This is a genomic window from Ornithinibacillus sp. 4-3 (assembly GCF_040958695.1).
GTDB lineage: Bacteria > Bacillota > Bacilli > Bacillales > Amphibacillaceae > CALAMD01.
This window is the reverse complement of sequence record NZ_CP162599.1, coordinates 3,017,274-3,030,215: the sequence shown is the minus strand read 5'-3', so window position 1 is coordinate 3,030,215 and position 12,942 is coordinate 3,017,274. Positions and strand designations below refer to the sequence as shown.

At 32.3% G+C, this 12,942-nt stretch carries 13 protein-coding genes; all 13 read left to right on the top strand.

What is annotated here, in order from left to right; genetic code table 11:
- Window positions 1-449: 449 nt before the first annotated feature.
- The 13 genes from AB4Y30_RS14760 (at window position 450) to AB4Y30_RS14700 (ending at window position 12,936) form a co-directional block, all read left to right on the top strand.
- The gene (locus AB4Y30_RS14760; protein WP_368652983.1) at window positions 450-1,532 is read left to right on the top strand and encodes an AAA family ATPase; all 1,083 of its coding nucleotides are present in this window, start codon (window positions 450-452) and stop codon (window positions 1,530-1,532) included.
- 104 nt (window positions 1,533-1,636) lie between these two features.
- Complete coding sequence (locus AB4Y30_RS14755) at window positions 1,637-2,833, top strand: CpaF family protein (RefSeq protein WP_368655236.1); 1,197 nt, start codon at window positions 1,637-1,639, stop codon at window positions 2,831-2,833.
- Between the two features lie 15 nt (window positions 2,834-2,848).
- Complete coding sequence (locus AB4Y30_RS14750; protein ID WP_368652982.1) at window positions 2,849-3,760, top strand: type II secretion system F family protein; 912 nt, start codon at window positions 2,849-2,851, stop codon at window positions 3,758-3,760.
- Between the two features lie 50 nt (window positions 3,761-3,810).
- Window positions 3,811-4,650, top strand: a complete 840-nt coding sequence (locus AB4Y30_RS14745) for a type II secretion system F family protein (protein WP_368652981.1) — start codon at window positions 3,811-3,813, stop codon at window positions 4,648-4,650.
- 26 nt (window positions 4,651-4,676) lie between these two features.
- Window positions 4,677-4,841 carry a Flp1 family type IVb pilin gene (locus tag AB4Y30_RS14740; protein WP_368652980.1) on the top strand — a complete coding sequence of 55 codons (165 nt, stop codon included), beginning with the start codon at window positions 4,677-4,679 and terminating at the stop codon, window positions 4,839-4,841.
- 148 nt (window positions 4,842-4,989) lie between these two features.
- Window positions 4,990-5,700 (top strand): hypothetical protein, encoded by a 711-nt coding sequence (locus AB4Y30_RS14735; RefSeq protein WP_368652979.1) that lies wholly within the window; start codon window positions 4,990-4,992, stop codon window positions 5,698-5,700.
- A 21-nt stretch (window positions 5,701-5,721) separates the two neighbouring features.
- Window positions 5,722-6,354: a TadE/TadG family type IV pilus assembly protein gene (locus AB4Y30_RS14730; RefSeq protein ID WP_368652978.1), complete on the top strand. Its 633-nt coding sequence runs from the start codon at window positions 5,722-5,724 to the stop codon at window positions 6,352-6,354.
- A 1-nt stretch (window position 6,355) separates the two neighbouring features.
- Window positions 6,356-8,488 (top strand): TadE/TadG family type IV pilus assembly protein, encoded by a 2,133-nt coding sequence (locus tag AB4Y30_RS14725; RefSeq protein ID WP_368652977.1) that lies wholly within the window; start codon window positions 6,356-6,358, stop codon window positions 8,486-8,488.
- Window positions 8,489-8,501: 13 nt separating this feature from the next.
- Window positions 8,502-9,098, top strand: a complete 597-nt coding sequence (locus AB4Y30_RS14720; RefSeq protein ID WP_368652976.1) for a DUF4352 domain-containing protein — start codon at window positions 8,502-8,504, stop codon at window positions 9,096-9,098.
- A gap of 19 nt (window positions 9,099-9,117) precedes the next feature.
- Window positions 9,118-9,708, top strand: coding sequence for a TadE/TadG family type IV pilus assembly protein (locus tag AB4Y30_RS14715; RefSeq protein ID WP_368652975.1), 591 nt, complete (start codon window positions 9,118-9,120; stop codon window positions 9,706-9,708).
- Between the two features lie 58 nt (window positions 9,709-9,766).
- The gene (locus AB4Y30_RS14710) at window positions 9,767-10,303 is read left to right on the top strand and encodes a prepilin peptidase (RefSeq protein WP_368652974.1); all 537 of its coding nucleotides are present in this window, start codon (window positions 9,767-9,769) and stop codon (window positions 10,301-10,303) included.
- A 396-nt stretch (window positions 10,304-10,699) separates the two neighbouring features.
- Window positions 10,700-12,145 carry a DUF6382 domain-containing protein gene (locus tag AB4Y30_RS14705; protein ID WP_368652973.1) on the top strand — a complete coding sequence of 482 codons (1,446 nt, stop codon included), beginning with the start codon at window positions 10,700-10,702 and terminating at the stop codon, window positions 12,143-12,145.
- A complete protein-coding gene (locus AB4Y30_RS14700) occupies window positions 12,142-12,936 on the top strand; it encodes a PP2C family serine/threonine-protein phosphatase (protein ID WP_368652972.1) in 795 nt (264 codons plus the stop codon). Before AB4Y30_RS14705 ends, AB4Y30_RS14700 begins: the two co-directional genes overlap by 4 nt.
- The last annotated feature ends 6 nt before the right edge of the window (window positions 12,937-12,942 follow it).

Below are 12,942 nucleotides of genomic sequence, written 5' to 3'. Positions count from 1 at the left end.
TTAATTTGCTATCAGATATTGAAGAGCTTCCTTGGTAATGATTACAAAGACCTATTTATATCGAGGGCTTTAAATGAATTGTAAATGTCACATTTTGAAATAATTAAATTCCCCAAAAACCGCCTTAAATGCTGTTGTTAAGGCGGTTTATTGAAGGTGAAACGGGTAATTATTTATTACAAAATCATTAAAAAATCGTAATGATTATGCAACAAAACAAAAAATTACTTGAAAATTTTTCCAGACATAAATATAATTCATGAACACAAGTTTTAGAGACATTTATTTACGATAGGTATATAAGAGTGGGTCTATTATGTTAGTAATCTCGATATAGTAAAAATACATAAAATGGATACAGGGATAGGAAATAAATAACTAATGAGGTATTAAGGAGTTTAGTCTCCTTCATTGGAATTTATTTATTAATACATATAGAAGGTGAAGAAATGAAAAAAATTACAATGAATTTATTTACGAATGATGAGACATATGCACAGTACTTTATTCGATATAATCGACAGCTTACAAATGAAAATAGATACACACTGAAGGTATACACAGATAAGGAAAAATTTGCTCAAGCAATTAGTAATCAAAAAATGGATATTTTACTGACAGATGAAACTGACATAGATTTTGCTAAAGGAAATTTTAATGAAATTGTATTTTTAATGGGGCAAAATATTGAAAAAGATAATACTATTTACAAATTCCGTCCAATAAATACAATAATTTCTCAGTCTTTAGCTATATATTATGAAAATAATGGTGCGCCTAAAAATGAGAAGGGAGCAGTAAATGAGGAGAAGGTAATCACATTCCTCAGCGGCTCAGGTGGAGAAGGAAAGACAATTCTCTCGCTTTGTTTAGCAAAGTGTTTAGCACAATATAATAAAAATGTTCTGTATTTAAATTTAGAAACACACCATACGATGGATTTGTATTTTGCAAACAAAGAGCAATCATCTATTGAACTTTTCTATTACTTAAAAAATAATGTCGATAAATTAGTGGCGAAAATTGAAGGATTAAAATCAACTGATTCACAAACAAATATTGATTATGTCTATTATCCTGTATCGCCGGATGAAATAGGGATGTTATCAAACGAAAATATTGATGATTTGATTGAAGCAATAAAACGTACGAATAATTATGACTATATTATTGTGGATACAGACGCAAAAATAGATGAAAAATGTGAACATTTGTTATCTATTACGAATGAAGTATTTTGGATATTAGAAAGCACAGAAAAAAGCTTCCATCATACACAGTTTTTACTAGAGAAGCAATTAAAGTGGGATAGGAATTCACAAAATATTCCGATTCATTTCATTCTAAACAAGAAAAAGGATGTTATGTTTCCTTCGTATAATAGCTACAATTTTAGTATTGAGGAAAAAATTGATTACCAAAAGAATTGGGATCTGCTAGATGAAGTAGATAAATTGCAAATAGATTCTGAGGTTGGTAGACGATTATATCAAATTATTCAAGATGAACAGCATTTTGTAGTGGAGGTGTAGAGCATTTGTCGCAAAAGTTAAAAACAATACAACAAGTCGAAAAAGATAATTTAGATGAGAGTGTCCATCATTTAATTGAAAAATTAAGAGATATTTTAGACTTTATGCATTCTCCTACAAATGAAGAATTAATGGATTTGATAGAAGAGACAGTGATTGAATATGCAAAAGAGAATACCTTACATACGGATGAGATGAAGAAAATAATTGACCGGATATATCATGCATTTAGAGGACTAGGTGTGTTACAACCAATTCTTGATGATCCAACAGTTACGGAGATAATGATAAATGATTTTGATGAAATATTTATTGAAAGAGATGGTCAAGTATTTCAAACAGAAGCAAAGTTTGAAAGTAGACAACGTTTGGAAGATACTATCCAATCAATCGTATCGAAAGTAAACCGTGTAGTAAATGAATCAAGTCCAATTGTTGATGCTAGATTAGATGATGGTTCACGTGTCAATGTCGTTTTACCCCCAATCGCATTAAAAGGACCGGCAATGACTATTCGTAAATTCCCAAGTAAGCCAATAACGATTGAGGATTTGATGAACTTTGGTGCAATCAACGAAGAGGCGGCATCTTTCATTCAACATCTAGTAGAAGCAAAATATAATGTTTTTATTAGTGGTGGTACGGGTTCTGGTAAAACTACATTTTTGAATGTTTTATCTAACTTTATACCAGAGGATGAACGGATTATAACGATAGAAGATTCAGCAGAATTACAAATTAAGAAAGTCCCGAATTTAGTTAGCTTAGAAACTCGAAACAGAAACACAGAGGGAAAAGGGGAAATAACAATTCGTGATTTAATTAAATCATCCCTACGAATGCGTCCATCAAGAATCATTGTAGGGGAGGTCCGTGGCGCTGAAGCATTAGATATGCTACAAGCTATGAATACTGGTCATGATGGTTCACTTTCTACTGGTCATGCTAACTCTATAGTTGATATGTTAAGCCGTTTAGAAACAATGGTATTAAGTGGTGCTGAATTACCAGTCGAAGTAATTCGAAAGCAAATTAGTTCATCAATAGACATTATGATACATTTAACCCGATTTCGTGATCATTCACGTAAAGTCGTACAAATCTCTGAAGTATTAGGAATAGAAGATGGAGAAGTAAAGTTATCGGATTTATTTGTGTTTCGAGAATCAGGTGAGGATGAAAATGGAAAAGTACTTGGGCATTTGGAACGAACAGAAGCAAAGTTTCATTCCATTAGTAAAATAAAACAGGCAGGAAAATCACAAATACTTGAAACACTTAATAGGGTAAATAGAAAGTAGGCGAATACTATGGAAATGGATAAAATAATAGGTTCCATAGCAATTGTTATCCTGTTAGGCATTATTATATTTCGTAGAATAATGAACAGCCGTCAACAAAAAAAGATAGGAAAAGACGAATTCCAAAAACGTCAGAAAACTATTTCTGCAATTAGGAAACGTACACTTGGCGGAGAGCTGCTAATTGATTATGCAGTGTATAACTTGACGATCAAAGAGAAAATAAAATATACGATTTTCGCAGCTATAGTGATTTTTGGAATTGCCTATTTATTTTACGATAGTATTATTTTCTCGGCGATTCTCTCTGCAACTGGAATCTTTTATCCGAGATTTAAAAAGAAAAACCTTATTGCTAAACGGCAAAATGAATTGAATCTTCAATTTAAAGAGGCAATAGCATCATTGGCATCTTCACTTGCTGCAGGGCAATCAATAGAAAATGCATTCAAAGAAGCATTAAAAGATCTTAAATTACTATATCCAGATAAAAACACGTATATTATTCAAGAATTTGAATTAATTACGCGAAGAATTGCTAATGGAGAAATAGTAGAAAGAGCAATAGACGATTTTGCAAATCGTTCGAACTTGGACGACATTCGGAATTTCGCAGATGTTTTTATCACTTGTAAACGTACTGGTGGGGACTTGGTTGAAATTATTAAAAGAACCGCAGATATTATAGCTGACAAAATTGAAATTCAACAAGATATTCGTGTACTAGTATCTCAAAAGAAGTTTGAATCGAAAATTATGGCGATAGCGCCAATTGGAATGATCTTATTTTTGAAAACTTCATCGCCAGATTACGTAGCTCCATTATATGGTTTAGGTACTCCAGGACCAGTTATTATGACGGTTGCACTTGCAAGTATTGGAGTAAGTTTATTGATTAGCCAGAAAATCATGGACATAAAAATTTAATAGCTTGAAAGTAGTGAATTCACATGGTATTGAGGATAATCATTTTAATAATGCTTGTTTTATTAATCTTAGTTGTATTAAAAAACAAAAAAATATATGCGGATTTTGTAAAAAATTATAAAGAAGACATAACATTACCTGGATTTTCTCCATTTGCTTTTGCAATCATTGATAAGCTTAAAATATATAAAAAGTTCCCTAAAATAGTTAACTTTATTCACCAGAAAATGATCATTCTTAAAGGAAGTAAATTATCAAATGATTATACAAAAATTTATCTGGCTAAAGTTATTACACTAATTTATTTGATGACATTGATGACACTTATTTTAGTAGAGCTAGGTGATGAAGGCTATAGTAACTTAGTTTATGGTGCAGTTATTATTGTCATTGTTGCAGTTTACTTAGTGAGGGATTTAGAAAAGAAAGTAAAGGAACGAAGAGATGCGATTATTTTGGAAATGCCAGAATTCCTAAATAAGGTTATTTTGTTAGTCAATGCTGGTGATACGATACAAGGTGCAATGAAAAAGAGTGTCTTGCAAAACAGGGCAAATATTCAAAAATCACCCTTGTATTTTGAATTAAATGAAGCGGTAGCAAAATTGGATGCTAATGTTTCCTTTCAGGAGGTGATGAAAGATTTAAGTTATCGATGTAGTATTCAAGAAGTATCTGTGTTTACTACAACTGTAATGATGAACTATAGAAAAGGTGGTGCATTATTAGTAGAATCCTTAAAAGAATTATCGGTTACACTTTGGGATAAGCGAAAGACATTAACTAGAGTTAAAGGGGAAGAAGCTTCCTCAAAACTAATATTCCCGATTATGCTTATCTTTGTAGCTATCCTACTAATTGTTGCGTACCCTGCAATAGCAATATTTTAAATTATTTTATAAGGAGTGTTTTAATGATGAATTTTGTAAAAGATTTTTGGAAAGATGAAGAAGGGTTAGAAACGATTGAGATTTTATTAATTTTATCTGTTTTGGTAGTAATAGCAGTTATGTTTAAAGATAAGATTAGCCAATGGGCAAATAATTTATTCAATAGAATTGATAATGATATTTTAGAATAGATTTCAACCGAAGATATTTAGTTTAATTCTTACAATATGTAAAAGACATATAACTGGGAAGAACAACTATAAAACGATTACATATATTCTATTTATGTAAGGTAAAAACATCATAAGTTATTAGCGTAATAGAAAGGATGTAAATGGAATGGTGAAAATAAAACGTCTATCAATGATAATCATTACACTTTTCAGTTTATCTTTACTATTAGCTGCTTGTTCAGATAGTAATGATAATGAGGAACCAGAAGAAAATACAGAAATTGGTGAAGAGCCAAATACAGATGAAAATTCGCAAGATGAAAATGTAGAAGACGAAAATACAGAGGATGCAAATTCAGAGGATGAAACAGAAGGAGATGACGGATCAGAAGAAACAGTTGATCATCAAACAGGTTTAAAATTTGGTGAAACAGGTACCGTTATTTCTGGAGATGTGTCAGAGAATTATCAAATGGAAGTGACACCAGAATCCATTGAATTTATTGATGAATATGAAGATGAAAATGGTGTGCAAGAAGCATGGGAAGAAGTGCTTGTTAAATATACTGCCAAAATTAAGAATACAGGTGACGAAGCATATTCGTTAAGCAACATTATGCTACCATCCTTAGCTCCATATGCTGGTGAGGAAGATACAGCCAGTTTAAATCATCAGTTATCAACATTTGATGAGGAAATTACTAAAGATGGGCAAGAAATAACAATCGATGATGAAATCGCACCAGGTGAGGAAGTTACCATGGTATCCGTTTATGACACAAAAAAATCGGATGAGTATCATTTAATTTATGGAAGTGAAACAGATCAAATTGTTACTTATGCACAATGGGAAATAACGCAAACCGATTTTAAATAAGGACATGAAGGGATGTTTATAATGAAAATTTTTCTAAAAGATGAGCGAGGATCCTTCACGATTGAATCGTCACTCGTCTTCCCTTCTTTATTAATTTTTACTTTAATCGGTGTTTTCTTTTGTATCATTCTTTTTCAAACAGGAACAGCTAGTTATTCTGCTCATCGTGCTTCAACAAATTTAGCCTATGTGTGGAACAACTCCCAGAAGGACATTGTTACCGGTGAATTTGGAAAATCAACATATACTGGTTTGCCAGGAAATCAAAGTGATGGCTTATATTGGCGAGTTCAAGAGTTTGATTTATTATCATTATTTAATTTGAACGACTTTCAATCTACAGGTAACACGGGTGGCAAACTGAGAAGAGTAACCAAGTTTAATAATGGTACTGTTACTTTAAAATCGGAATATAAGTCAAATATATTGGATGGTGAAGTAAAGGTTACAGCAACTTCTAATTTATATATTCCATCTTTTATGAAAAGTGTGGTAAGTGACAGTATAACAGTTTCCTCCACACATACAGTTACAGAAACACCTGAATTGATACGTACGCATAATTTTTCAAAGTATTTATGGAGTGAATTTGGGTTAGATGATGTAATGGGTAAGGCAAAGGAATCAATAAAAAACTTTTTTGGTGGTAGTTGATGTGCGAAATATAAAACAAATTATGAAAAATTTATTATTTAATAACCGTGGATCAGTATCTATTTACGCTATCATCATTATCTTGCCAGTTTTCTTAATGAATGCACTTTTTATTGATACGATGCGTATCTTAGTTGCTGAACGTCAAATTGAAAGTTCTCTAGATGCAGCGCTTAGATCAACAATGGCAAAGTTCGATACAAAATTAGCTAATTTGGGCTTGTTTGCATACAGTGGAGACGAAGGAGCAGCAAATGGTGACTTTCAAAGTTATTTACAGAAGGCAACTACTGATTCATCCCTATCAGGGTATAACAACATTGCTGTACCAAACATTGATATGGGAGAATCTTCGATATCGTTTGATTTTGAGCGAAATTTAGTTGATTTGGATGTTTTCCGTTCACAAGTTATTGAAACGATGAAATATCAAGCACCAGTCCAAATTGGAACAGATATTTTCGATATGTTTAAGCTAAATGAAATGTCTTCTGGTGATGTGGATAACATGCAGGATCTAGTAGATAACTATGAAGAAATACTAGAATTGATGAAAAAAAGAAATAATAAAATAGACAGTGGAAAAGAGAAAATTGATAAGTTCATAGAAGAGGTTAAAGCACTACAGACTAAGATCACTGGTAAAAGAGTGACAGATGTTAAAGACAAAATTCCTAAAAACTTAAAAACTTTTCATGAATTAAAAGCATATCATTCAAGGTATATAACGCTTAAAGAAATGGAAGAGCGTGATGATGACGAGGAAGAAGAATTCCAAAACTACAAGGCTTCCATTGATAGTAAAGATTTATTAACTGCTATTGGCGTAAAACTCTATTACGATGATGTTCCTCTGCACTTAATTGGAAATAATGGTACACTCTCTAACCCAGAGGATTCTACTGCCAAGGCATATAATGATGAGATAAAGGGCATGGTTGGCACAGAAGAGGAATTTGATGATTTAAAAAGTCTAGTTATAGAGGATTCCTTTTTTGAAATATTATTAAACAATACAGACGAAGTCTATGACAAATTAATTCTAGAAGAAAATAATCTTGATAATCCCAACGATTTAAGCCAGCTTAGTTTACTAGAATTAATACACTATTTTTATAACTCCTTATTGCTAGATGATGAAGATTTATTAGGAGTTATTCTTCAAGCAATTGATGATAAATTCACCGATTTTGAAAATGAACATTTCAAAAAAATAAAAAGTGAATTTGATAAGTATGAATTGATCAAAAAAGAACTCGACAATGCAGATGTAGATGCTGAAGAAGAAAAAGCTGAAACCGGTTTGTCGGATATTTTTGAAATGCTAAATGAACTGAAAAATTTAAGCGATGACCAAGCTACATATAATAAATTGGAAGAGTACGTTTTACAATATGATGGCGCTTTTGCAGGGGAAGAGGAAGCAGATAATTCGGGTGTTTTTGCTTTTATCCAAGATGCATTTGATAGATTTAAGTATTTCATTGAATTTGTCGAAGGATTCCCTGAATCGATAAGGAATGAATTATATATTAACGAATATGTATTGGCGAATTTCGCTACAAAAGAGCCTTATGCGTTTACCTCAAGTGATTTCTACAAATATGATACCAAAAAAGGGCAGTATATCGCTTATGGACATCATGTATCAGGAATGAATTATTTCCATTTCTTATTAGATATCACTTGTATATTACTTATTGTAAATTTATTAGATGAGTTAAAAAGAGGTGGATTTGCAGGGCCGTTAGGTTTTTATAAGGCGATTGCAACTGCAATGGTTATGACTTTAACAGAGCTTACAAGCTTTTTAGATGATGGGAAATTAGAATGGAATCCCTTTAAAATGTTTGCCCCATCTAAAAGATTTACTTTTACAGGAACCATGTTTTTAAGAATATTTCTCGCAGTCAAATCGATTGATCCAACGTATAATGATGGGAAAATAAGACGGATTCAAGCGGCTGCATCACATGAAACAAACCGTAATTTATTAGAGAGTCCTTCCTATATAGAGGGACATGTAAGCGGGGATATAAAATTATGGTTTATCCCACAGCTTGCAGAAGTTCTTCCAGGTAAGGTGGAAGGAAATCGATATAAAATTGAAAAACACAAAGTATATTCGTATTAAACAGGAGGTAAACATGAAAAAAATAAGTGTCATACTTACATTAAGTGCTATATTATTCATCCTTGGAGCTTGTGACTCTGGAGATACGGATACGGGTGATAATCAAAATGATGCAGGAGCAACAACAGATGATCAGAACGAAAACGAAGAAACAGCAGAAGATAAAATCTATCAAGTAGGAGAAACAGCTGTTGTTACAAGCGATTTATATGATTTTGATTATGAAATTACGGTAAATGATTATGAGATTACGAATAGTAGTGAGAAATATGATATGAATGAATTTTATCAAGGCTTTGAGGAGGATAGTGAGGGAAAATATATCGCTATTGTCAACGTAACGATAAAAAACATTACTGATCAAACCTATGTACCAAACCGTATGTTCTCTGCAAATTTATCTCAGATTGGCCAAGAAGCAGGAGATACATCTGTGGATGATTATTTTCCAGAAGTGGAAGAGGACTTAGCTCCTGGAGATTCTATTACAGGTGATATCATCTACCATGTAACAATCAACGAGGGTGATGATATTGAAGGATATTGGTTTAAATATGAAGTAATGTCAGATGAGGAAACAGTTTGGGAACTCCCAAATACAGTTAAGTAAGCCAGAGGAGGATAATAAAGTGAGACTACTTAAAAATAAAGAAGGAAGTATTACCTTAGAAGCAGCATTAATTATTCCAATATTTCTTTCTTTTATCCTATTATTGTCCTCCTTTGTAAAAATCAGCATTGCGGAGATTTCTTTACAAAAAGCAGTAGATGAAACCGTACAAACAAGTGCCCATTATGCATATCTCGGTCTTGCAGTTCAAGGGCTAATCGATGATACTGGTGAATCTTTTATTGGTGCACTTACAGATAGTGCAAAAGGTGCTATGGACAATGATACTGTTGCAAAGTATTTGTTGGATAAATTAGTTGACCAGGTAAAAGGGGAAATCCCTAGCAGTGGTGATGTTGTTAACCATTTTTCTGATGGCTTATTTGAAACACTAGTTAAAGAGAAATATGAGAAATATGTTCCATCATCCTCATTTTACAACCCCGGAGGCATAAAGGTTTTAACATCACACTACACTACAGCAACAAGTGGAGATAGTGCTGATATAGTGGTTGAGGTAGAGAATACATTGAAACTAGTTTTACCATTCTATCAAAAAGATATAAAAATAAAAAAAATTGGCATCGAGCGAGGCTGGGTTGGCAATTAAATCAAACTTCTTAAGCGTAATGGTAAAAATAGAAAATGAAAAATGATGAGGTAAAAAAATGTTGTGGAACACGATTATTTTAGCAGTTTTTTTAATTATAGTAGCTTTTTATGATGTACGAAAACACAAAATTCCAAATTGGTTAAATGTGACCGGTATGCTGACGGGAATCTTTTATCATTTGTTGGTAAACAAACTTGATGGTTTTCTATTTTCAATATTCGGACTCCTGGTCGGGTTAGGTATTATGCTAGTATTATACGTTTTCAAAGCGATTGGTGCTGGAGATGTAAAATTATTTGCGGCAATTGGTGCCATATCTGGAACTTTATTTACTTTATATTCGATTATGTATTCCATCATTTTTGCGGGAATAATTGCTATTATCATTTTAATTTTTACAAAAACGTTGCTGGTTAATTTAACGTTAGCTGGGTTACATATATTAGAATCAATTAAAAAGAAATCATTGACTCCATTAGATGAGTTTAAGAATAATATATCAAATCGATTTCCGTTTATTTATGCCGTAGTGCCAGGTGTAATAGTAACGTATTACTATATGTTTATAGAGGTTGTTCAAAAAGTTCAATAAAAATGACACGGTAAGCAGTGGAACTTCGACTAAGTTCCAACACGTCCTGTGTCGAACGTCGAAGTCATCACATCCTATGAAAGTCGTTAGCTTGCTTTTCCGTTCCTTGAAAAAGAAAATCACTTTTTCTGCGTGCAAGAGCGTCTGCTCATGTATTAAAACCACAGCGGAACTTCTGTTAAAACCGTCCACATCCTGTGGACAACACAGAAGTCACTACATCCTGTAGAAGTCCGCTACTCTAAGCTGCGCTGCCTTGAACTTTCGACGGACACGAAGTGCTAGTATCGGTGTTGCTCGTGTGACGTTGCGAATTTAACCGATGACGGTCCTTTTCACTGACCTTTTTGAACACACACTTTTAGTAAATATTTAACAGTAGAAAAGGAGGATCTTATGCAAACCATTGAGAAAGATTTTTACTTTGAAAAAGTAAATAAAAATGGAAATTATATTAAAGTACAAAAAAGTAATGGAATACCTTTCAAAAACACGGAACTGCAGGATTTGCAGAGAAAGATGCTTGAGTCAAATGCTTTTCCTGCTGTTTTACCAATTCATTTTGAAGAACTCAATGATGAATGTACATTATTTTATAAAATAGATGGATTGAAAAGTATTCGAAACTATTTAAAAGAAAATTCCTTTACAATGGAAAGCTATTATTCGTTTTTTATTAAACTACTTAATGCCTTGGAGGAATCCAGTAACAATATGTTGGATGAAGCATCCTTTGTTTTGGAAGAAGATTATATTTTTGTAAATAACAATCTTCAAACATTGAAGCTAGTCTACTTACCTGTGAAAGTTGAAAATCCAGCAAATAATGAGGAAAAGTTAAAACAATTATTGTTGCATTTAGCAAGTGAGGTAATTGGATTAGATGGTAAAAGGTTCAAGTTAATTTTAAATTATATTAAAGATTCTTCCTTCAGTTTACAGGGAGTAAAACAACTGCTTATTTCACTTCATCAAGAAATTGAAGAAACGGAAGAAGAAACGGAAGAAGTACAAGTAAAACAAAAGCAAAAGAAACCAAAAGAACCATTAAAACAATTAAATTCGAAGTATAAACTGTATAGTGTTTTATTTGGATTATTACTTGCTGCAGTTGTATGGAATCTTTTAGGGGAAAGCTCTACTGGTATAATTATTGCTTCTGTTATCTCAGTATTAATAATTGGTATCTTATTATTTATAAATCTAAAAGGAATACCAAATATGAAACAGTTTAGTTTGAAGAGGGACAAGGAAAAGAAAGCGGCTAAACCATCTAAAACTAAAGGGGAAAAACAAGCAAAAGCGAAAAAGAAAGAACCTGTGCATTCCCCAGAATCAATGACAGCGGAAGAACCTAACACTACAAAGGATTTTAACTTTGCAGAAGAAATAGCTTTTAATAGTTCTGCTAATAAGTTAGATGAAATAGCACTAAACAATGAAAATAATGTGGAGCAAGAAACAGAAAAAGCTGCATTTTATAATGACCAAACTATTTTACTTGATTATGAGAATGATAGCGAAATTCAACTCGCACCAACTACAAAGAATTATTTAATCAATCAGAATGATGAACTGACCGAAATTGAATTAGTAAATGAAACAATAGTCATCGGAAGAGCAGAAAAGGGAACGGAAATAAGTACAAAAAGTGCTGGAGTTTCAAGGTTTCATGCCGAACTAATCAAACTATCAGATACATATGGTATTAAAGATTTAGGTTCTAAAAATGGTACTTTTCTAAATGGTGAAAAGATTATTCCATATAAAATCCATGAGTTAAATCATGAAGATAGTATTCTGATTGGGAAAGAAACCTACGTATATAAGGTGGAAATATGATAAAAAAGGAAGAAGAACAACCGTTAGTGAAGTCTTTTACCATAAAGCCTGAATTTAAAAAAGTAAATGAAGACTACTATGCATATGTGACTACAAATATATCTGGCGGAGAAAAAGCAGATATATTTGTAATTGCTGATGGAATGGGTGGACATGATGATGGTGAAGCAGCAAGTTTATTTGCTGTACAGCAAATTCTAGCTTGGTGGAAAGCATTTTGTTGGGAACATCATTCGCTGGAAACTTTCTTTCAATGTGCCCAAGAACAACTTAAAGAGCAATTTCACCTTATCAATGACCGTTTAATTTCAATAGGGGACATAGAAAATAAGAAAATCGGCACCACATTAATAGTATTTATTATGGTACAAAATAAATATATTATTGTTCATGTTGGTGATAGTGCTGTTTATCAATATAAGGCAGCCATAAAAATTCAAGAAGTAAATGAGGATACAATAGATTTACTTGAGTTTCAATCTTTACATAAATTAACAATTGACCATGTAAAACAAGTAAAACAAAAAAATGGTGCGCTTTCTTCCAATATGTTAACACAATGCATCGGTGTACAAGGGGAAGTAAACCCTTTTATAAAAACAGGTGATTATCTGGATGGAGATAGATTTTTATTAGCTACTGATGGAGTAATGAAAGTACTATCGCAAAATGAAATGACACAAATTTTAAAGGAAAATAATTCGATTGATGAAAAAATAAAAGTGTTATATGAACATTTTAATAAACAGAGCATTCAGGATGATGTTACAGCTGTCCTAATTTTTGGTTGAATTTTT

Bases quoted from the DNA above. Each gene is read 5' to 3' on its own strand.
- AB4Y30_RS14760 (WP_368652983.1), top strand. From the start codon at position 450: ATGAAAAAAATTACAATGAATTTATTTACGAATGATGAGACATATGCA.
- AB4Y30_RS14755 (WP_368655236.1), top strand. From the start codon at position 1,637: ATGCATTCTCCTACAAATGAAGAATTAATGGATTTGATAGAAGAGACA.
- AB4Y30_RS14750 (WP_368652982.1), top strand. From the start codon at position 2,849: ATGGATAAAATAATAGGTTCCATAGCAATTGTTATCCTGTTAGGCATT.
- AB4Y30_RS14745 (WP_368652981.1), top strand. From the start codon at position 3,811: ATGCTTGTTTTATTAATCTTAGTTGTATTAAAAAACAAAAAAATATAT.
- AB4Y30_RS14740 (WP_368652980.1), top strand. From the start codon at position 4,677: ATGAATTTTGTAAAAGATTTTTGGAAAGATGAAGAAGGGTTAGAAACG.
- AB4Y30_RS14735 (WP_368652979.1), top strand. From the start codon at position 4,990: ATGGTGAAAATAAAACGTCTATCAATGATAATCATTACACTTTTCAGT.
- AB4Y30_RS14730 (WP_368652978.1), top strand. From the start codon at position 5,722: ATGAAAATTTTTCTAAAAGATGAGCGAGGATCCTTCACGATTGAATCG.
- AB4Y30_RS14720 (WP_368652976.1), top strand. From the start codon at position 8,502: ATGAAAAAAATAAGTGTCATACTTACATTAAGTGCTATATTATTCATC.
- AB4Y30_RS14710 (WP_368652974.1), top strand. From the start codon at position 9,767: ATGTTGTGGAACACGATTATTTTAGCAGTTTTTTTAATTATAGTAGCT.
- AB4Y30_RS14705 (WP_368652973.1), top strand. From the start codon at position 10,700: ATGCAAACCATTGAGAAAGATTTTTACTTTGAAAAAGTAAATAAAAAT.
- AB4Y30_RS14700 (WP_368652972.1), top strand. From the start codon at position 12,142: ATGATAAAAAAGGAAGAAGAACAACCGTTAGTGAAGTCTTTTACCATA.